This is a genomic window from Bradyrhizobium japonicum USDA 6 (genome assembly GCF_000284375.1).
Classification (GTDB): Bacteria; Pseudomonadota; Alphaproteobacteria; order Rhizobiales; family Xanthobacteraceae; genus Bradyrhizobium; species Bradyrhizobium japonicum.
On the sequence record NC_017249.1, the window covers coordinates 1,737,545 to 1,757,039 of the forward strand.

The 19,495-nt window shown below is 64.3% G+C and carries 18 protein-coding genes; 5 read left to right on the forward strand and 13 right to left on the reverse strand.

The genetic code is table 11. From position 1 onward, the window contains the following. Window positions 1–70: 70 nt before the first annotated feature. The 5 genes from BJ6T_RS08100 to BJ6T_RS08120 form a co-directional block, all read right to left on the reverse strand. The gene (locus BJ6T_RS08100; protein WP_014491820.1) at window positions 71–586 is read right to left on the reverse strand and encodes a hypothetical protein; all 516 of its coding nucleotides are present in this window, start codon (window positions 584–586) and stop codon (window positions 71–73) included. A gap of 20 nt (window positions 587–606) precedes the next feature. Next, window positions 607–2,229: a flavin monoamine oxidase family protein gene (locus BJ6T_RS08105; RefSeq protein WP_014491821.1), complete on the reverse strand. Its 1,623-nt coding sequence runs from the start codon at window positions 2,227–2,229 to the stop codon at window positions 607–609. Window positions 2,230–2,463: 234 nt separating this feature from the next. Then, window positions 2,464–3,231 carry a bestrophin-like domain gene (locus BJ6T_RS08110; RefSeq protein WP_014491822.1) on the reverse strand — a complete coding sequence of 256 codons (768 nt, stop codon included), beginning with the start codon at window positions 3,229–3,231 and terminating at the stop codon, window positions 2,464–2,466. 264 nt (window positions 3,232–3,495) lie between these two features. Further along, entirely contained in the window at window positions 3,496–4,353 is an 858-nt protein-coding gene (locus tag BJ6T_RS42465) for a carbonic anhydrase (protein ID WP_014491823.1), read from the reverse strand. Between the two features lie 24 nt (window positions 4,354–4,377). Further along, entirely contained in the window at window positions 4,378–6,096 is a 1,719-nt protein-coding gene (locus tag BJ6T_RS08120; protein ID WP_014491824.1) for a SulP family inorganic anion transporter, read from the reverse strand. 323 nt (window positions 6,097–6,419) lie between these two features. Here BJ6T_RS08120 and BJ6T_RS08125 point away from each other — a divergent pair, with 323 nt between their 5' ends. Further along, entirely contained in the window at window positions 6,420–7,637 is a 1,218-nt protein-coding gene (locus BJ6T_RS08125; protein ID WP_240537954.1) for a DUF2252 domain-containing protein, read from the forward strand. 32 nt (window positions 7,638–7,669) lie between these two features. On the opposite strand, the gene BJ6T_RS08130 is transcribed toward BJ6T_RS08125, so the two are convergent. From BJ6T_RS08130 to BJ6T_RS08140, 3 genes are all read right to left on the reverse strand, one after another. Continuing rightward, window positions 7,670–7,939 (reverse strand): hypothetical protein, encoded by a 270-nt coding sequence (locus BJ6T_RS08130; protein ID WP_014491826.1) that lies wholly within the window; start codon window positions 7,937–7,939, stop codon window positions 7,670–7,672. A 377-nt stretch (window positions 7,940–8,316) separates the two neighbouring features. Next, a complete protein-coding gene (locus tag BJ6T_RS08135; RefSeq protein WP_014491827.1) occupies window positions 8,317–8,730 on the reverse strand; it encodes a DUF3606 domain-containing protein in 414 nt (137 codons plus the stop codon). A 204-nt stretch (window positions 8,731–8,934) separates the two neighbouring features. Then, window positions 8,935–9,504, reverse strand: coding sequence for an alpha-ketoglutarate-dependent dioxygenase AlkB (locus tag BJ6T_RS08140; protein ID WP_014491828.1), 570 nt, complete (start codon window positions 9,502–9,504; stop codon window positions 8,935–8,937). Window positions 9,505–9,583: 79 nt separating this feature from the next. On the opposite strand from BJ6T_RS08140, the gene BJ6T_RS47000 reads away from it, so the two are divergent. Beyond that, window positions 9,584–9,724, forward strand: a complete 141-nt coding sequence (locus BJ6T_RS47000; protein WP_007597071.1) for a hypothetical protein — start codon at window positions 9,584–9,586, stop codon at window positions 9,722–9,724. An 84-nt stretch (window positions 9,725–9,808) separates the two neighbouring features. Here BJ6T_RS47000 and BJ6T_RS08145 read toward each other — a convergent pair whose 3' ends face one another. The 3 genes from BJ6T_RS08145 to BJ6T_RS08155 are packed head-to-tail and all read right to left on the reverse strand — an operon-like array spanning window position 9,809 to window position 13,609. After that, window positions 9,809–11,395, reverse strand: coding sequence for an ATP-binding protein (locus BJ6T_RS08145; RefSeq protein WP_014491829.1), 1,587 nt, complete (start codon window positions 11,393–11,395; stop codon window positions 9,809–9,811). Further along, window positions 11,392–12,096 carry a response regulator gene (locus BJ6T_RS08150; protein WP_014491830.1) on the reverse strand — a complete coding sequence of 235 codons (705 nt, stop codon included), beginning with the start codon at window positions 12,094–12,096 and terminating at the stop codon, window positions 11,392–11,394. Before BJ6T_RS08150 ends, BJ6T_RS08145 begins: the two co-directional genes overlap by 4 nt. A gap of 16 nt (window positions 12,097–12,112) precedes the next feature. Then, on the reverse strand, window positions 12,113–13,609 hold the full coding sequence (locus tag BJ6T_RS08155; protein WP_014491831.1) for a DUF4153 domain-containing protein: 1,497 nt from the start codon (window positions 13,607–13,609) through the stop codon (window positions 12,113–12,115). Between the two features lie 189 nt (window positions 13,610–13,798). Between BJ6T_RS08155 and BJ6T_RS08160 the strand changes: the two genes are divergently transcribed. After that, the gene (locus tag BJ6T_RS08160; protein ID WP_014491832.1) at window positions 13,799–15,163 is read left to right on the forward strand and encodes a glycoside hydrolase family 3 N-terminal domain-containing protein; all 1,365 of its coding nucleotides are present in this window, start codon (window positions 13,799–13,801) and stop codon (window positions 15,161–15,163) included. Here BJ6T_RS08160 and BJ6T_RS08165 read toward each other — a convergent pair. Together BJ6T_RS08165 and BJ6T_RS08170 are read right to left on the reverse strand one after the other, a co-directional pair. Further along, complete coding sequence (locus tag BJ6T_RS08165; protein ID WP_014491833.1) at window positions 15,139–16,761, reverse strand: ABC transporter substrate-binding protein; 1,623 nt, start codon at window positions 16,759–16,761, stop codon at window positions 15,139–15,141. The two genes, BJ6T_RS08160 and BJ6T_RS08165, sit on opposite strands and share 25 nt — an antisense overlap. Window positions 16,762–16,869: 108 nt before the next feature. Further along, window positions 16,870–17,760: a LysR family transcriptional regulator gene (locus tag BJ6T_RS08170; RefSeq protein ID WP_014491834.1), complete on the reverse strand. Its 891-nt coding sequence runs from the start codon at window positions 17,758–17,760 to the stop codon at window positions 16,870–16,872. 97 nt (window positions 17,761–17,857) lie between these two features. Here BJ6T_RS08170 and BJ6T_RS08175 point away from each other — a divergent pair, with 97 nt between their 5' ends. Further along, on the forward strand, window positions 17,858–18,535 hold the full coding sequence (locus BJ6T_RS08175; RefSeq protein ID WP_014491835.1) for a peroxiredoxin-like family protein: 678 nt from the start codon (window positions 17,858–17,860) through the stop codon (window positions 18,533–18,535). 327 nt (window positions 18,536–18,862) lie between these two features. Continuing rightward, complete coding sequence (locus BJ6T_RS08180; RefSeq protein ID WP_232208375.1) at window positions 18,863–19,483, forward strand: outer membrane protein; 621 nt, start codon at window positions 18,863–18,865, stop codon at window positions 19,481–19,483. Window positions 19,484–19,495: the final 12 nt, after the last annotated feature.

Below are 19,495 nucleotides of genomic sequence, written 5' to 3' on the forward strand. Positions count from 1 at the left end.
GCCTTGAGGCGATTTCACGGCACCCGGTTTCTTGCCCACGTCCTTGCCCATGTTCTCGCCCATGCGCGGTTCAATTCCCCGGTTGGAACGTGCAGTCGGCCCCGCTGCCGTCCTTGCGGCGGATGGCATTGGGGTCGATCGTGCAGCTCAGCTGGCTCAGGCTCTCGAAGTTCGATCCCGCCGCACCATCGGGCGGAATGCCGGCGAGCGCTTCTGTCGCGAAAATTTCATTGGCCGTCGAGCCGTTCACGGTCCTGCTCTTCTTGCCGAAGGTCAGCTCGCAATTGCGTAGCGTGATGTCGACATTGCCGGTGCGGCAGACGATTCTGTCCACGGTCACCACGATCGGCTTCTTGTAGGGAATCTCGGCATTGGCGGCGAACAGCATCGCCACCGCCTTCTTCTCGGCGCCGGTCAGGTCCGGCGACAGCGGCGCGATCACGCCCGCGAGCGCCAGCGCCGTCGAGCCCGAGACTTTTGCAGGCGTTGCCCCCGAGGCTCCGGTGGCGTCGAAGGCACCGGCAAGAACGAGCGCGGAGACGATGCGGGCCCAAATCCGGGATCGGGCCCCTGTCGTGAATGTCATTCGCGTCGCTCCCTCTCCCGTCACGGCCTTGATGCCGCGAGGCGCCCCGAGCCTATGACAGAATTTCCGTCCCTGGCTGAGCCCTGCGCTTCAGGCTGCTTGTCGATGGCCTTGATGATCGCAGCCGCCGCCGTCTGGCCGGACTGGAGAGCGCCTTCCATGTAACCGAAATAGGCAAAGCAGGTGTGCTCGCCGGCAAAGAACAGGCGGTCCTCGAAACCCTTGGCCAGCAGCGGCCCGGCGCGGCAGACCTCGCCCGGGGCGGGACAGGAATAGCCGGCGGCGGTCCATTCGTCGCGCGGCCAAGCCATGAACTCCGGTTGATCGGCCAGATGCGCGACATAGCCCTTGTAGACGCTGCCGAGCTGCTGCGCGTAGAACGCATCGACCTGCGTCTGGTTACCGGGCCGGTAGTGCTTGAGAGCTTCGGCCGCGACATCGGCGCCGGCGAACAGGCTGAGCTCGACCGGGTGCTCCGGCGGGGCGATCTGGTTGTCCGTCCCTTCCCAGGTGACACCAAACTGGTTCGAGATGGCCGTCGGAGCGAGGCCCTCACCGATCCAGAAGCGCTTCTTGAGCGGGCTGAGATATTTCACCGCCGTCCCCATCGTGACGTAGTAGTCGTGCGGCAGGTGGGGCGTGATCGTGATCTTGGCGTTGGGTGAGTCCGGCCACAGGCTTGGGGGTATCGCGAGCACGGCATAATCGGCGGCAAAGGGCGCGCGTGCCGTTCCGTTGCCGGAGGGGCTGAACTCCAGGGTCACGCCTTCGCTGTCGATGCGGATGGCGCGCACCGGCGTCGACAGGTGGGTGCTGGCGCCGTTGTCCTTGATGTCCTGCGCGAGGCGAATGGCGAGCTCCTGATTGCCTTCCGAGCAGCGCAAGGTCTCGGTCTGGGTGAAGAAGGCGTCGATCTGGTTCTTCATCCGTCCGCCCGCGACGACGGCCAGATTGGCGAGAAGGCTCTGCTTGGTGGTCGGCTGGCCGGCGTCGTTGGAGAACTGCTCCTCCATGGCGTGCTTGGTGAGCTTCGAACAGTCGAGGCTCGCGATCCACTCCGCAATCGTCCTGGCGTCGAGTTTCCTTGCGCCCTTGGCGCGCCAGGGCTTGTCAGGCTTGACCCGGCCGGCCCACCGGCTGAGCTTGCCGAAAGCGTCGTCCATCTCATGATAGACCAGCTTCATCTGGCCGTCGGAGAGCTTGTGGCCGTCGAGAAACAGCGGCATGTCGAGCTCGAGCGCATCGAAATTGGTGTCCGAGGTGATAACGGACAGGCCGAGCTCGAACCGCTTGGCATATTTCAGCCAGAGCGGATGGTTGTAGCCGATCAGCTCGCCGCCGGCCTCGACGATCCCGCTCGGCTTCTTCTTGCTGAGAACCCGGCCGCCGAAGCGGTCGCGGGCCTCGAACAACGTCACCTCACAATGCGCAACGAGCTCGGAGGCCGCCATCAGGCCGGCGAAGCCACCGCCGATGATCGCGACTTTCGGGCGTCGCACCGCCAGCGCGCGGAGCGCGGTGGGTGAGCGGATCGCGGGCGGGGTGGGTTGAAGGGCGAGCTTGTCCTTGACTCGCCGCTGGCGCTCCGCCCCCGAAATCCTGGGCCCGTAACGCCGGTGCAGCCGCGCAAACAGCGAACGCATTGAAAAGACCCTCCAGGAAATCGCCGGGGTCACCGGTCCCATTGGCCTGTCGGCCTAAGGATAGACGGCAACCTCAGGGAGAGTCGAGTGCGGCATGAACGGCAAAACGATCGCAGCGGAAGCAGATGATCGCCCGACGATACGCGCGCGCATACCGCAGATGATCCGTCACGTTGCCGCTGTCACGCGCAGGCGCGCTGCACGCCGGCCGGCCCGGCGGCTCGCGGGACGACCTTAGCGCGCTCGATCGCCGAGCGAGTTCGCCAGACTTTCCAGGTTTTGCGGCCTCACCTCAATCAGGCCATGGCGAGGAGCATCGATATCGGCGATCAGGAGGAAGGCAAACGAAACGATCAGCGGTAGTACGAACAACATGCCTCGCCCGGCCTTGCCGCTTCGGTAGCCCATCAGCGCATTCGAACATAGCGCCATGATCGCCAGGAAAAACCATGCGGCAGTGGGGATCCGATTCCAGAACGCGGCCTGCGTATAGCCTTGCGAATTAAGCACATCGTTCATTCCGGCGATTGCCAGCGCTTCCACGGGCGTTGGCTGCGCAGACGAGGATTTGCGGACTGCAGACCAGAGAGCGGCTTGCAACTGAGCCGTCCGTTCTGCGATTTGCTTGCGCTGATCGTCGTCCTTGTTGAGATAGAACTGGATGCGTAGGCCCGTGTACTCGGCAAGGAGCTTGCGGACGATTGCGGCATCGGCGGCGGGAAGAAAATCGGCTCGCAACATTTCGGTTCCGATGGCGTTGGCTTCCGCCTCTTCGAAATTCTTGCGCTGATCATAACGATTGGCCGCCATCGAAAAGCTGAAGCCGATGATCAGGCCGAGCAACGTCAGGGTCGCCGCAAGGATGACGCCAAGAAGTTCGCTCTGCTCGTCGTCGGCGGTCGGATAATGTCTGCGTAGCCATGATCCTGCGACCGCAACGACCGACAGCGCCACAAAGGAAACAATGAACAAAAGCAGCGGGTTGTGTGTCAGATTTTCCATTGCGAACTCGGCAAAATCAAAGACTCCGACCTGCCCATTTCCGGTCGGCAAAGGGATAATCTAGCATTCATATTGCTGACAGTGTCGCGGGCCGCCTTCCAGTGGCCGCACGGTCGCTTAGGTCAACATGCGAATAATCCGACGTGAGCAAATCGCTCGCTCCGCCTCGTTGAGCGGGTCTCAATACAGCGTATCGCCACTTCGCTGATGGGCCAATAGAGCGCTTTGCCGGCGGCGCATTCCACTTGCCTGTTAGCACTTCCGCTATCGGAGCAGATCGGCAATTCGCTCCGACCGAACCATGACGTCGCCAAGGTCGACGAATCCGGCGAGGTCGTGCGGGGGTGCCGCAAGTCCGACGCCTTTGGTATCGCCTGGATGCGGCGCCCACACTTCTCGGGTATCAAGCAGGTAGACGCCATACACCGCCCGCAGGCCATGCGCGTCGTTCGCCCCGACCGCTTGCTGTATTGAATAGGCTGCGAGCGCGGCGTTGGTCACGATCGATGTCTCGATAAGGGCTTCCCGGTATCTCGGATGGTGCACAATCTCAGCACCGAACGCCGCGGCCAGCTTCCTTGCGCAGGTCTGAATCACGACCAGCAGACGATCCAGAATGTTGCGCAGCGAATGCTTCGTCGCGAGGGTCAGGTAGTCGCCGGGATCCAGGAACACATCCACAGCGCTGGTCACGGCGCCGCATCCGCTATGTCCCAGGACAACGATGAGCTTCAGACTGCCGCCCAGGTGCTCCACCGCAAACTTCAAGCTGCCCAGGACGTCGGTGCCCAGCACATTGCCTGCGACCCTGACGACGAAGAGGTCGTTCGGGCCTTCGTTGAAGATGAGTTCGATCGGCACCCTGGCATCCGAGCAGCCAAGAACCGCGGCGAAGGGATGTTGGGTGGGTGTTCCGATTGCGCCGGAGAGCAGGCCCAGATCACGCGCATCGACGGGCACGACTCTCTCTGTCCGCCCATGTTCGTCTTTGACCTGATCGAGCAGCGCGGCGAAGGTCCGGTTGCCTTCATCGAGACGAAGTCGCGCTTCGTCGCTATCGGATGGTCGGTGTCTCGCAGGTGCATCTGCTTGATATCGGTAGATGACGTCGACCGTTTTCACATCGGCTTCCTTTTGCGGACAGGGTTAGCCTGTCTGTCTCAGGGTCACCAAAAGCACCTTCTCGACAGTTGCTGTGCGATCGATGCCTCCGACCTTGTTCTCGAGGCCATCGGCGCGCAGGAGATCGCGCACCCTTCCGTGGGCGCCGACGATCCGCAGCGCGATACTTCGGCCGGAGAGCTCGGCCTCCAGCTCGCGCAGCATCCGTGAGCCCGCGAGATCGATAAACGGTGATGCGGACAGATCGCAGACCACCAGACGGATCGGGCCCGAGGTGGATTGAACGCGGGCCAGAACCGCTTCCCGCACGGCATCGGCATTGGGGTAGATCAGCGAGGCCTCCGGCCGAAACACGATCACGCCAGGCACCGGCTCGTTGTCAGGATGGCGGTCCATATCGGAATATTGTTCGGTCCCCGGAATCCGCCCGAGGAAGGCGACGTGGGGCTGCGATGCACGCGCCAGCAGCAGCAGAATGGAAGCCAGCGCCGCGAGCAGGATGCCGTGAAGAATTCCAAGCCAAAGCACGGCGAGGAGCGCGATCGCCGCTGCCAGGAAGTCGAGCCGGCTGACGTGCCACATGCGGATCATCGCCGGGAAATCCAATAGTCCATAGATCGCGGTGAGGACGACCGCGGCGAGCACAGCCTTCGGAAGGTTCTCCAGTAGCCCCGTGAGAAAGAGCAGGCACAGAGCCAGTGTGGCCGCGGCGAAGATGAGTGCTAAAGCTGAACGGGCGCCCGCCTTGTCGTTGACGGCCGACTGCGACAGTCCACCGGCAACCGGGTAACCCTGACCAATGGCTGCGGCGAGATTGGCGGCGCCGATGCCGAGAAGCTCCTGGCGTGCGTCGATTGCATAGCCGTGCTTTGCCGCAAGGGTTCGCGCCGCGGACACGCCCTCGATGTAGGCCAGCAACAGGCAGCCCCCCGCAAGCGGCAGGATGCCCTCGACGTCCCGGATCCGCAGAGCCGGCGGGGCGAGGCTCGGCAGACCCGACGGAATCTTGCCTGTCACGGGAACGCCAAGCGCCGGCAGACCGAGCAGGCTCGCGGCCGCGATAGCCAGCACGACGACGCCGAGCGCGACGGGGCGTCCCGGCATCAGGCGCCCGCCGGCGACGAGCAGAACGAGGGCCACGACCCCTACGAGAAGGACAAGCAGCTGGGTCTGACCGAGCTGTCCGACGAACAGATAAACCCGTTCGAAGAAGTTGTGACCGCCGCCCGGGACGCCGAACAGGCTCGGCAACTGCGTCATCGCGATGGTGAGGCCGGCACCAGCCTTGAACCCGACCAGAATGCTGTCACTGATCAGTTTGACCAGCGCGCTCAACCGCAACAGCCAGGCGAGGAAGCTGAGTGCGGCCACGGTGAAGGCAGCAAGGCTGGCGATCTGCACATAGCGGAGTGCGTCGCCGGCAGCCATCGCGCCCACCGTGCCCGCGATCATGAGCGAGATGGCGGAGGTCGGCCCGATCGCAAGCTGGCGCGACGAGCCGAACAACGCGTAGCCGATGCCTCCCAGCAGGTAGCCGTAGATGCCGACCTGCGGAGGCAGCCCGGCAAGTCCGGCATAGGCAAGGGAGACCGGGATTGCGTAGGCTGCGAGCGTGATGCCGGCGATGATGTCGGAAGGCAGCCAGGCCGCGGAATAATCCGCGAGCCACCGGGTTGGCGGTAGCCAGGACAGCCACGCGCTCTGCCGCTCGACGCTGCCCGTTGGTTCTGTCGCGTCTGCCATGGTGCCAAGCCTTTCGGCCGGTGGGACGGCAACACTGACGTGGCTGCCTCGCGATCGCTTGATCCAGGTCAATGCCCTCGAGGCTTCCCGATCGAAAAATGAAGCATAGACCGGGGTTCGTGATGGATTTTGCCAGTCACAAATCAGAGGCCAAGACGCGGCCGACTGCCGGCCCAACACCCCACATCGTCTTCCCAAGCGATCGCGCTGCCGCCGGCAAGGCTCTGCGCGACAAGCTCGCGCGCGAGCAACATGGCCGCTGGAAGCCATCCAAGGAGCGGCCGAGCCCCCTCGACATCCTGCGTAGATCGGACGCCGGCCGGGTGAAGGAGCTGGTGCCGATCCGCTATGGCCGGATGCTGCAATCGCCGTTCGCATTCTATCGTGGCTCCGCGGGCGTGATGGCCGCGGACCTGGCGCTCACGCCGAGCACCGGGCTGAACGTGCAGGCGTGTGGCGACTGCCACCTCGCGAATTTCGGCGGCTTTGCCACCCCCGAGCGCCATATCATTTTCGACATCAACGATTTCGATGAGACGTTGCCGGCCCCGTGGGAATGGGACGTCAAGCGTCTCGCCGCCTCGGTCGTGCTCGCCGCACGATCGATCGGATTGTCCGACACCACAGGCCGCAATTGCGCGATCGCTGCTGCGCGCGGCTATCGCGAACACATGCGCGGATTCTCGAGGATGGATCCACTCGCCGTATGGTACGCGAACATCGCCGCCGAGGATTTGATGGCGATCGCGCCAAAGAGGGCCCGGAAGCACCTGCAACGGCGGATCGACCATGCGGCCGTGGACAGGGGCTCGGAGCTGGATTTTCCCAAGCTTGCCGGCAGCATTGGCGGGCAAATCCGCATCACCGAGCAACCTCCGCTTATCTTTCACCCTGGAGCGGCTCACGGTTCTGATTTCCTGTCGACGCTCGAGGGGATCTTGCGCATTTACCGAGATTCGCTGGCCGACGACCGGCGTCAGCTATTCGACCGCTACCGGCTGGTCGACGCCGCCATCAAGGTGGTCGGCGTTGGAAGCGTAGGCCGGCGATGCTGGATCGTCCTGTTGATGTCGGAGGCCAACTGCCCTCTGTTTCTGCAGGTGAAGGAGGCGGCGCCATCCGCTCTGGAGAGCTATGCGGGAAGGAGTGCCTATCGTCATCACGGACAGCGCGTGGTTGTGGGTCAGCGCCTGATGCAGCCCGCGTCGGATATTTTCCTCGGCTGGCTCACGGGCCCCCACAACCGTCCGTTTTACGTACGGCAGCTGCGCGACGCCAAGATCAAGCCCCTGATCGAAACTTTCGACGCGAAAGTTCTGGAGGTCTATGCGGGCGCATGCGGCTGGGTGCTCGCGCGTGCGCATGCCAAGGTCAGCGAGATATCGGCGACGATCAGCGGGTATCTCGGCTCATCCAGCGACGAATTCGACCAGGCCATGGGCCACTTTGCGCTTGCCTACGCCGATCAGGCCGAGCGCGACCATGCCACCCTGAAAGCTGCCGTGAAGAAGGGCGACATCAGGGTGTATCTGGAATCCTAGCAACAGTGCTGCGCTGCGGACCAGCAAAGATCTCAGCGGCAGACGTAAGTGCCGTTGACTAGCACGCGCACGCAGGCCGTGCCGGCAGCGGCCGCACCTACGGCGGCGCCGCCAACGACCGCCCGTCGCGTCTGCCGACGCGCAACGCCCGCAACGCTGACAGGGGTCAGCGGGCGACCGACCCGCGCCTGAGCGCTCTCGACAGACAGCGAGACGCCGCCTTGATCGGTCCAGCCGAAAGAAAGCAACACCCCGCCCATCAAGGCGGCAGCTGCGACGGCAAACGTTCCCATCCGTTTCATAGGCCTTCTCCGTTACGCAACCAGTCCCCGCGCATGAGCTTGCTCGCGCCAGCTTCGCCAGTCTTGATTCAGATCAACGGGCCATCGCAGAACGATTCATCTCGAAGCGTCCTTTTCGACCAGAATGGACACGCTCACTGACATAACCCACAACGGGAATACCATCAGGCTCCAGTCGAGATAGTAGCTCTCGGCTAGGAGCCCGATCGCCACCGAGCAGTAATTCAAACTCCTGATTGACGGGGCGAATCATGCGCTACGAGCCCACCGACGATGAGTGGACTGGCATCGCTCTATCAACGTGATCAACCGAGCAGGTGACGTATGTCAGGCAGGCGCGCGCGGCGCATGTCCGCGCAGCGGTCAGAAGGGGCGTCTCAGGCCGCCTGCTTGCGCTTGGTCGGCTTGGCGGTCTTGCTCACCCTCTTCTTGGCTACCGTCTTCTTCGCCGCCTTCTGGGCCGCGAGATAGGCTTCGACTTTCCTGGAGGAATGGCCGGCCGCGGCGACGGCGGCCTTCAGCTTTGCCGGGGTGATCTTGAACTTCTTCGACCAGTAGCGGACCTCGTAGGCCTCGCTCAGCGCGATCCGGCTCTTGTCGGAGGCGCGGTGCTTCTGGAGCTTGATGTAGGCCTCGACCTTTTTGGCGGAGCGGCCGACCTTCTTGACGGCGTATTTCAGCTTGGCCGGCGTCACCTTGAACTTCTTCGACCAGTAGGCGACTTCGTATTTTTCGGTGAGCGCAATCAGCGCGCGATCGGCGCCGCCCCGCTTTGCCTTATTGTCGGCCATGCTTTCCTCCCCTGCCCTGGATGGCATCCAGTCTAGCATGCAACCCGATTTGGAACACAAGGCGTGGGTCGCGCGGCGATTGCGCGGTACGGCGGTTTTGCACCGAAGTGTCAAACGGTTGTCGCGCACAACCCCGCTTCAAGCCGGAAACGGCGTTCTACTGTGCATGGGGTTGTTTTCGCAATTTTAGTTTTGGACCGGCCGTTACGCCCGCTGCATCGTCCGAAAGGTGATCGAATAGCGGCGTGCCTCGACCGGCGGGATGCTGTGCTCCCAGTGCGACCGCGCCTCTCCGTCCATCAGGTAGAGCGAGCGCGGCAGGGCTTCGAGCGCGTGGCGCTCCCATTTGTCGCCGCTGCGGCGGCGGAAGCGGAATTTGCATGGCGAGCCCAGCGACAGGCCGAGGATCTCCTTGAAGTGCGGCTTGTCGCGGTGCCAGCCGATGCCGACGCCGGTGTCATATTCGGTGCAGAGCACCTGCCGGACGCTGCCGGCGGCGAGGCCCGCCCAGGCCTCGGCCTGCCGCGCGACGGGCAGGACCCACTCCGGGATCGGCTCGGCCTCGGCCAGCCGTTGCAGCGAATAGTCATAGCGATAGCCGAACGACGCCACCCGGCGGTTGCCCTCGAAGGCGCCGAACTGGAAGCGCTGCAGCGGCAATGCTGCGATGCGGTCGATCAAGTCCTGCTCGACCGCGGCCTCGACGAAGTCATCGGTATAGCGAAGCCCCGCAGGGCCCGCTTGCGGGTCGGCAAATAGACCAAGCTGCGTCATTGCTCGCATTTCCGTGATGGAACCTATTGGCGGCTGATGCGACTTACATAGGACACGAAAAAAAACGTGCGAGGCTGTCATGGCAGAGAAGCATACCGCCGATCCGGCGGAGATCATGCGGGCGACCGGTCATCCCGAGCTGGAATATGCCGCCGGCTGGACCATCGCCGGTCTGGTCACCATCGGCACCATCGTCGCCGCCTGGGTGTTCGCGATCTAGGGCATGATCCGGAAAAGTGTGAAGCGGTTTTCCGAACAGATCTTGCCAAAACAAAAAACTGAGGGGCGATGACCTCATCGCGCCTCAGGCAATCGGAAACTGGAGTTCGAAGGCCGCGCCCTCGTCGGTCGGCTTGAGCCTGATCGAGCCGCCATGGCTCGCCATCACCGCGCGCGCGATCGCCAGCCCCATGCCGGTGCCGCCCTGGTCGCGGCGGGTGGTGAAGAACGCATCAAAGATCCTGTCGCGGTTCGGCGCCGAAATCGGCTCGCCGTCATTGCTGACCGTCACAAGCAGGGTCGTCCGCTCGTCCACCGCCTCCAGCCTGATGGTCCTCGCCTTGTGCCGCATCGCGTTGTCGGCGAGATGCGACAGCACGATCAGCGCCTTCTCGCCGGACATGCCGATCGCCCGGTCGAGGCGGCCGCTGGCCTCGATCGAGCTTGCCGGAAAGCGGCTCCGGAGGTCGGCGACCACGGGCGCAAGCTCGGTGCGCTCGTTCTGCGGCAGGCTCTCGGCGCGGGCGAGCTCGCGCAGCCGCTGCGCCATCGCTTCAAGCCGCTGCGTGTCCGACAGGATGTTGGCGATGAACGTCTTCTGCTCGACCGGCGTCAGGCCTTCCGGCTTTCCTTGAAACGAATCCTGCAACAGCTCGGCCGCACCCTTGATCGAGGTCAGCGGCGACTTGAGCTCGTGGGTGAGGTGGGCCGAGAACGTCGCGATATAGTCGGAGCGCCGCGCCAGCTGCTCGGCCATGCCGAGGAAGCTGTGCGACAGCTGGGCGAATTCGCGGGTGCCGTAATGCCGGAGCGGCCGAAACGCCTCGCGATCGCCGCGGCCGATCCGCGCGGCGCGGTCGATCAGTTCGCGCATCGGCAGCGTGATGGTGCGAGAGAACACCAGCCCGATCGCGATGGTGCCGAGGATCACGGCAAGCCCCGCCAGCACAAACTTACCGCGCTCCTGGTAGAGATGATCAAAAATGTTGCTCGGCGTCCGCGTGGTGTAGATCACCCCCGCAACGCGGTTGTTGACGATGACGGGCATCGCCGAGAACACGTGCACGCCGAGGCCGCGGCTGAAGGAATAGATCGGCGGCGGCGGCCGATCCGGGACGCGGTTGCGCAAGGTGGCGCGGTACTGCCCGTGCAGCGCGTCCGCGACCTCCTCGATATGGGCGAGCGATTGCCCGACCTCGTAGCGCCCGGCGATCACCACGCCCTGCGGATCGAGGATGCGAAAGCCCGCCAGCGTCACCTTCTGGGTCTCGCGGATGATCGGCGTTAGCCTTGCGCCGATCTCGACATAGGCTGGCTGCGCCGGCTGCGGAGCGGCTTGCGCATCGGGCCGCCGCCGCAAGAGATCGTTGGCGGTGAGGTCGAGCGCGGGACGGATCGGGGTGACCTGGTCGCCGGGGTCGGGCAGCACGTTGGGCGGCACCTCGGCGCCAAGCGTCAGGCCGCTGTCGAGCCGCGCCGTAACCTCCTGCGCGTAGATGGTCGCGAGCACACGGCTCTGCGCGATCAGCTCGGCCTGGGTCTGGCGGATCAGCTGGTTGTCGTAGAGGCGGAAGAAGAACAGGCCGACCAGCGGCAGCACGCCGACGGTCGCAAGCACCGTGAAAATCACGAGGGTGAGCGACGGCCGCCATTTGTCGGGCGCTGCGCTCATGCATCTTTCTCGCAGCGGCCGAGCTTGAAGCCGACGCCGTGGATGGTCTCAATCACGTTCTCGCAATTGTGCGCCGCGAGCTTGGCGCGGATGTTGCGGATGTGGCTGTCGATGGTGCGGTCGGAGACCTGGATGTTGAGCTGATAGGCCGCCCGCATCAGCTGCTCGCGGTTGAACACCGAGGTCGGCCGGGTCAGGAACGCGCGCAAGATGCCGAACTCGATCGCGGTCAGCTTCAGCGGCGTGCCGGCAAAGGATGCGGCATGCTGCTCGGGATCGATCAGGAGGCCGCCCTGCGACAGCGCGCCCGGCCCGGCCTTGGCCTCGCCATGGCGCGGGCTGAGGCGGCGCAGGATGACGTTGACCCGCGCCACCAGCTCGCGCGGGCTGAACGGCTTTGTCACGTAATCGTCGCCGCCGATCTCGAGGCCGAGGATGCGGTCGATCTCCTCGTCGCGCGCCGACAGGAACAGGATCGGGGCGTCGGAGGTCTTGCGGATCTCGCGGCAGACGTCGAGGCCGTCGAATTCGGGCATGCCGATGTCGAGCACGATCAGGTCGGGCTTGTCGGCGGCAAAGCGGGCGAGTGCCTCCTTGCCGTCGCGCGCCTCGATCACGTCCATGCCGGCCTTCTTCAAGGCGACGCGGATGACTTCGCGGATGTGGCCCTCGTCGTCGACGATGAGAATGCGATGCGCCAAGAACCTCTCCGCTTCCTCAGCCTGCCCGCTGATCCTTCGCCTGCGCGTCCAGCCTGCGCTGGAGCCGCCAGCTCCGAAAGCCCCAGCTCCGCCAGGCCAGATCCTGGCGCTGCTGTTCTACAAGGCGGTCGCGGCGCGACACAAGGCAGCTCTCGGGGGCGCCGGGCCGGAGCAAGATGGCCTTGTCGATGGCAGGCAGCGCCTGCGGCCCGAGCGTCAGGAGATAGTTGATGTCGATCTGCACGCCCTTGCCCGATGCTTCCCGGCTGTGGACGACATTGTAGTCGGCAATGAACGCATCGAAGTTCACGAGCGAGCAGCCATAGAGCACGATCGTCAGCGCGATCAGATTGGCTCCGACGAGCCACTGGTTGGACCGGTTGAGCGCGATGCGCGCCACAATCAGGACCAGCCCGAGCGCCACCAGCCCCATCCAGATGAAGGCCGCGATCCGCCAGTAGGTCAGCATGTAGATGTCGACATAGAGATCGAGGCGGAGGATGGAGGAGGCGACGAGCAGGACGTTCTGCCCGACCCAGAGATAGACCAGCGGCCGGATCACCTTGGATTTTTCGGCCGCCCCGCCCGGGCGCATCGCCACCAGCACGAAGGCGGCGGCGAGCAACGCGGTCGCTATCAGCGGATAGGCGCCGCGATGGGCGTAGGCCGCATAGGTCAAATTGTCGGGCAGCGCCACATGGCCCCAGAGATAGATGCCGTCGAGGATGGACTGCGCCGCGAACAGCAGGTTGAACAGGATCAGCGAGCGCAGAATGGTGGAGGGGGGCAGAAATTCGGCCGAGACCAAGGGCGGGAGCGGGGGCGGCACGGGGCCGTCGGCAACGGCGGTGGTGACAATCGTCCTGCGCCGCCAGCGCACATGGATGAACGGCCAAACCAGCGCCAGCATCATGGCCCAGAACAGCACGCGCGGGATGCTGATATATTCGAGGATGAGCTTTGGATTGAGCAGTGACACCCACTGCTCGATCACCGGATTGGCCGCAGCGAACAGCGCGACGAAGACGGTGCTCAGCACGGCAGGCATCAGCCAGAGCGCGAGGCCGCGGGTGAACGCCGACAGGTTGAAGATCTGGAGCGCCTCGAGGAAGAACCTGAAGGGGCCGAGCAGGAAGAAATTGCGCAGCGCGCGGGCAGGCTCAGCGAACCCGGTCGTTTCCGGATTGGTTGCGATCAGAAGCGCAATGGTCAGCGCCATGGTGAGGATCAGCACGGACAGCATGTTGAGCTCCTCGACGGCCGGCACGAGACCGGCGACGAGAACGGCCGTGCCGATCATGGCGCGCCGCAGATCCAGGGCCGCTTGATTGAAGAGCACCGACACGCAGGCCATCGCGATCGCAAAGAGCGTCAGCGACAGCCCGATCCGCTGGCCGTAGAACAGCCAATCGGCGAGCGCGGCCAGCACGAGCGCGAGGCCGACCTTGGCCGGGATCGAGGAATGCCTGATCGGCCGGATTTCCGCTGCTATCGTCGAAGCCAGGCTCGTCATGTCCAAATGACCTTTCGTGATGGGTGGCATCACGAAGTCTGAACACCTCTTGTGCAGAAGGCGGGACCATCGTCTGCACGGTTTCAGGAGTCTTTTGCAGTTTTCGTGCAGGCGCGCGTTTGTCTCTCGCGCAGCGTGATTCGCTTTGATAGGTGCGAAGCATTCGCCACTCATAGCGTGTGACGCATCATGCAATTCCTCGGTCGTATCGGTCTCGTCCTGCTCTGGCTGGCCGCGCCGCTTGTCGCATTCGCCGCTGCCAACAAGAACGATCCCTATCTGGTCCCGCTGCGCGGCGCCGGAAACCTCGCGCTTGTCGCCGCAAGCCTCGCGATCGTCATCCTCCTGCTGCGCAGGGGACGGTGGCGCACCATCGCGGGCAAGCCGCTCGTCGTGCTCTGGTGCCTGCCGCCGGTCCTGATGTCGGTGGCGCATCTCAAGTTCGAGCTGCGCAAGCACGAGGTGCTTGCCGCGAGCGCCGCCGAGGCGCGTCAGCTCGGACCTCACTTCATGGTGGGCTATTCCTCCTTTCCCGAGGTTGCGCGCCTCGCCGAGCAGGGCTTGATCGGCGGCGTCTACGTGACCCGGCGCAACATCCGTGGCCGGACCGTCGAGACGTTGCGCACCGAGATCGCGGCGCTCCAGGACAAGCGGCGCGCCGCCGGCCTGCCGCCGCTGGTCGTTGCGGCAGACCAGGAGGGCGGCATCGTCGGACATCTCGCGCCGCCGCTGACGAGGGTGCCGGCACTGGCGACGCTCAGCGGGCTCGCCCCCGACGAACAGCAGGCCAAGGCCGAAGAGTTCGGCCGTACCCACGGCCGCGAGCTCGCCGGGCTCGGCGTCAACCTCAACCTCGCGCCGGTGCTCGACCTCAAGCCGCCGGTGCGGCGCAATCGCCTCGATTTTCATACGCTGATCGGCCAGCGCGCGATTGCGACCGACCCTGCCGTCGTCAGCACGATCGCGAGCGCCTATGTGCGCGGGCTGGAAGAGTCAGGCGTCGGTGCTACGCTGAAGCATTTTCCCGGTATCGGCCGCGTCCGCACCGACACGCATCATTTCAGCGCCAATCTCGATACGCCGGTGAAAGAGCTCGAAGCCACCGACTGGCTACCGTTCCGCGAGGTGCTGTCGCATTCGCGCAGCGCGCTCATGGTTGGGCATGTCACGCTGACGACCGTCGATCCCGATCGCGCCGCCTCGCATTCGAAACGCGTCATCGATGGCATCATCCGCGACAAGTGGGGTTACCAGGGCATGGTGATGACCGACGACCTCGTGATGGGGGCGATCTACCAGCACGACGTCTGCAAAGCCGTGGTCGAGGCGATCAACGCCGGCGTCGATCTGCTGCTGGTTGCCTATGACGGCGCGCAATTCTACCGGGTCTTCGCCTGCGCGCTGGATGGGGCGCGGCAGGGCAAGCTCGACGCGGCGATGCTGCGCACGAGCGCGGCGCGGTTGGCGCGGGGCTTCCCGACCGAGCAGGCGCGGGCCAACTTAGACGTCGTCCGCGTTGTCGAGCGGCATCAGCCCTTCGCGAACTGGCGGTAGTCGGGTTCGCGATGAAACCAGAACTCGTAGCCTGTGATGGCCTTTTGCATGGCGACGTCGTGGATCGGCTGGTTGAGTGGAACGATGGGAACGTCGCGCCTGCAGAGCGCGATGAAATCCTTCACGCACCGGTCGTATTCCGCTTCATCCGCCGTGAAGCGCGCCTTGTCGATCAGCGCGTCCATCGCCTTGTTCTGGTAGGACGAGATGTTGAAGATCGAATTGTTGCCGTGGAAATTCCAATAGAAATAGTACTCGGGATAATCGAGCCAGCCGCTGAAGCGGTTGAGCGCGAGCGGCAGCTCCTTCTTGTTCAGCGTCGTGCGCCAGTTCGCGCCGGGGATTTTCTCGATCGACGCCTTGATGCCGATCCTGGCGAGACTTTCCTGGATCAGGATGGCGGTCGGCTCGCCGACGGTCGCAGTGCCCGTGTCGAGCGACAAGATCGTCTCCAGACCGGACTCGAGGCCTGCTTCCTTCATCAGCGCCTTGGCCTTGTCGAGATCGGTGACATAGGGAGAGGGCTGTGGCCACACCGGCTTTGAGACATCGGCGGCGCCGCCGTACATCGGAACGGCGCGGCCGAAGAACGCGCTGCTCTGGATCTGCTCATAAGGCATCGCCCAGGCGATGGCCTGTCGTAGCTTCACATTGTCGAACGGCGGCTTCGCCGTGTTCAGCGCGACGTACCAGAGCGCGTTCGGGATCGGCACGCCCGAGACCTTGACCTTGCCTTCCTTGATAATCTGCTCGAAGTCTCGCGGCGCAAAGCCGCTGGAAATATCGGCATCGCCCCGCTCCAGCATCGCGCGGCGCGTGCCGGCCGAGGGGACGTCGCGCGCTATCACGCGCTTGATCTTCGGCAGTGGTCCGCTCTTCCAGTCGTCGAAGCGCGCGAGCACGGTCTCGCTTCCTGGCTTCCAGCTTTCGATCCTGTAGGCGCCGCCACCGGCCTCGTTGGTCCTGAGCCAGGCCAGCGCCCATGGGTCTTCCGGAGTCGCGTTCTTCTTGGCGAGTTCGGAATTGATGATGAAGGGCACGACGACGGCGACGTTGAACAGCAGCATCTTGTCCTTGCGGACATAATCGATGCGGAAGGTGTGGTCGTCGACGACCACGAACTGCTCGGGCTTCTCCAGCGAACCCGCCGACATCTGGAAGGTCGGGAAGCCGCCAACCTTCACGGCACGGTCGAACGACCATTTGACGTCCTTGGCGGTAACAGGCGTGCCGTCGTGGAATTTCGCGTCCCTGCGAAGCTTGAAGGTGCAGGACATGCCGTCGGCGGCGACCTCCCAGCTCTCGGCGAGTTCAGGCGCGAGCTTCTCGCGATCATGGGACACGGTCCCGTCGGGCAGCGTCCTGGAGGCGTAGGTGAGCAGGCGGTCGTAGCAATTCCAGGACAGGCCGTTCACGGTCTGGTTGGAGCCGACGCCCTGCATGTCGAGCGAGTTCGGCCCGAGCTCCTGCACCACCAGCAGCGTCTCGGCACACCCCTGGGCAGTGGCGAAGCGAGGTGCGATGGCGGTCAATCCCGCTGCGCCAAGGCCTCCCAGCAACACATTGCGGCGGCTGATGTCGAAAGACGATGCGTTCATCGATGCCTCCTTGAGCCAATTGCGACCAAAGGAGGCAAGCGCCATGCCATTAAATGCGACGCCTGGTGTCGCAGTCCGCCGTGCCCGCGGAACGGTCCGGCGCGTCCCTCATGGCGTCTGTTTCATGTCGGTTGCGAGATAGTCCACCAGAGCGCGTACTTTGGTCGAGGGGCGGCGGCCACCCGGGAAGACGGCATAGACGTCGATGGGCGAAAGCTTGTAGCTCTTCAACAGGGGGACCAGCGTGCCGGCGGCGATCTCGGGTCCGGCCATGACTGGCGATGTGATCGCGATGCCGAGCCCCGCCTGCACACAGGCGAATACGCCGGGGCCGGAATCGGTGGCGATGCGGCCGCGGACATCGACCGATGTCTCCGTTCCGTTCCGCGTGAACGACCAACTGGTGCGGCCGGACTGGCCTGGTCCGAAAATGCAATCATGGGACGCGAGGTCCGCCGGCGTTTTCGGTGCGCCACGGATGGCAAGATAAGACGGCGATGCCACCACGAGGCGCGGCAATATCCCGAGACTTCGCACGCCAAACCCGGAGTCGTTGAGCAGGCCGAGCCGAATGGCGACGTCGGTGCCCTCGGCGACGAGGTCCTGGCGTTCGTCGACCACGGATAGCTCGACGCGCAGCAGCGGATGCGCAGCCAGGAATTTCGGCAGGCGCGGGATGATGTTCCGGGAGCCGTACATGACGGGCATCGTGATGCGGATCGTGCCACGCAGCGAATCGATGCCGCGCGCGGCATCCTCGGCGTCCTCGATATCGGAAAGCACTTCGCGAGCGCGGGTGAGGAACAGCGCGCCGGCGTCGGTGGCGGTGATGCGGCGCGTGGTTCGCAGCAGCAGCTTGACGCCGAGCCGCGTCTCCAAGTCGCCGATGATGCGCGACACCGAGGGCTGCGACAAGCCGAGCTCGCGCGCGGCCTTCGAAAAGCTGCCGCTCTCGGCCGCGCGGACGAAGACGGCCAATTCTTGCAGTCGATCGCTCATTTGAAATCCGGATAAATGTTCTCCGTCTGCACTGTATACCCCTTCATTCACAAATGATCCAGATAGAGCGGGCCAACAGCAAAAGATGGAGCTACCCATGGCCCTGCAAGACAAACTCGACGCCTTCAAAGCCGATTTCGAAGGCGGCCGCTTCCCGCTCAAGCCCGGCAAGGAGGCGCTCGACACCATGCACCGCGCCACCGCCGAATTGATCGCGAGCGGCCAGGCGCAGCGCGCGAAGAAGGCCGGCGACGCCGCGCCGGAATTCATCCTCAGGGATCCCGACGGCAAGCCTGTGTCGTCGCGCGACCTGCTCGCAAAGGGACCGCTGGTCGTGTCGTTCTATCGCGGCGTCTGGTGCCCGTATTGTAACCTCGAGCTCCAGGCGCTGCAGGAGGCGCTCCCGGAGATCGCCGCGCGTGGTGCGAGCCTCGTTGCGATCTCGCCGCAGACCGCGCCGAACAGCCGCAAGTCGGAGCGCGAGAACAAGCTGTCGTTCCCGATCCTGAGCGACGTCGCGAGCGGCGTCGCCGACGCCTTCGGCATCCGCTTCGCGCTGCCGGCCGATCTCGTCGCGCTCTACAAGTCCTTCAAGAACGACCTGCCGACGTTCAACGACAATCCGGCCTGGGTGCTGCCGATGCCCGCGCGCTATGTCATCGGCCGCGACGGCATCATCGCTTATGCGGAGGTGAACCCGGACTACACGCAACGTCCCGATCCATCCGAATTGCTGCCGGTGCTCGACCGGTTGCGGGCCGGCAAGGCGGCTTGAGTCGTTCGCCATTCCGGGGCGAGCCGACGTGACCACGAAACGTGGTCGCGATTTCGCCCCGGAATTCCGACGGCGTCGCAGGTCTGCCCCCGGTAGAGCATGGCGCTGTTTCCGCTGTGGCCCGTTGGTCACACATCAAGATAAAGTCAACCTTAGGGGTGTGGCTGCTTGTCGCAACAACCCGTTTCCGGCAACAAGAGCGGCATTGCTTTTGGGAATTGGCGGGGGCCGGGAATGCATCGTCTTGCGGTGATTGGCGTTGGGTTGGTTTCGATTCTGGGATTTGCAGGCGCGGCAAGTGCGGCGGATCTGGCGGTCAAGGCCCCAGTGGCGACCAAGCAATTCAGCTGGACCGGGTGCTTCATTGGCGTTCATGCCGGTGGCGATTTCAGCTACGACAAGATCAGGAGCTCGGGCGATTTCAGCTCCACTGGTTTCATCGGTGGCGGGCAGATCGGCTGCGACTATCAGTTTGCATCGGCTTGGGTCGTCGGCGTCGAAGGCCGCGCGGCCTGGTCCAGCCTGACCAGCAAGACGCCCGGTCTCGGCAGTTTCGGCGGCGTGATCGTCCCGACGCAATTCACCGTCAGCAACGACTTCCTGGCATCGGCGACTGCGCGGCTCGGCTATAGCTTTGCCGGCAACTGGCTTGCTTATGGCCGCGGCGGCGTCGCCTGGACGCGGGAAAAGGCCGACAATGTTCTCACGCCTCCGCTTCTTGGATTCCCGGTCGATCCCAAGGCGACCGCGACGCGCACTGGCTGGACCGCCGGCGTCGGCCTCGATTGGGCATTCGCGCCGCACTGGTCGACGAACTTCGCGTACGACTACTATGATTTCGGCGCCAACGATTTCTTTCTGACCAATTCCGTCCCGCTGGTGACCTTCAGCGGAAACCTGAAGGACAGAATCCACGCCGTGACCGTCGGTGTGAACTATCGCTTCTGACCGAGGACCGGA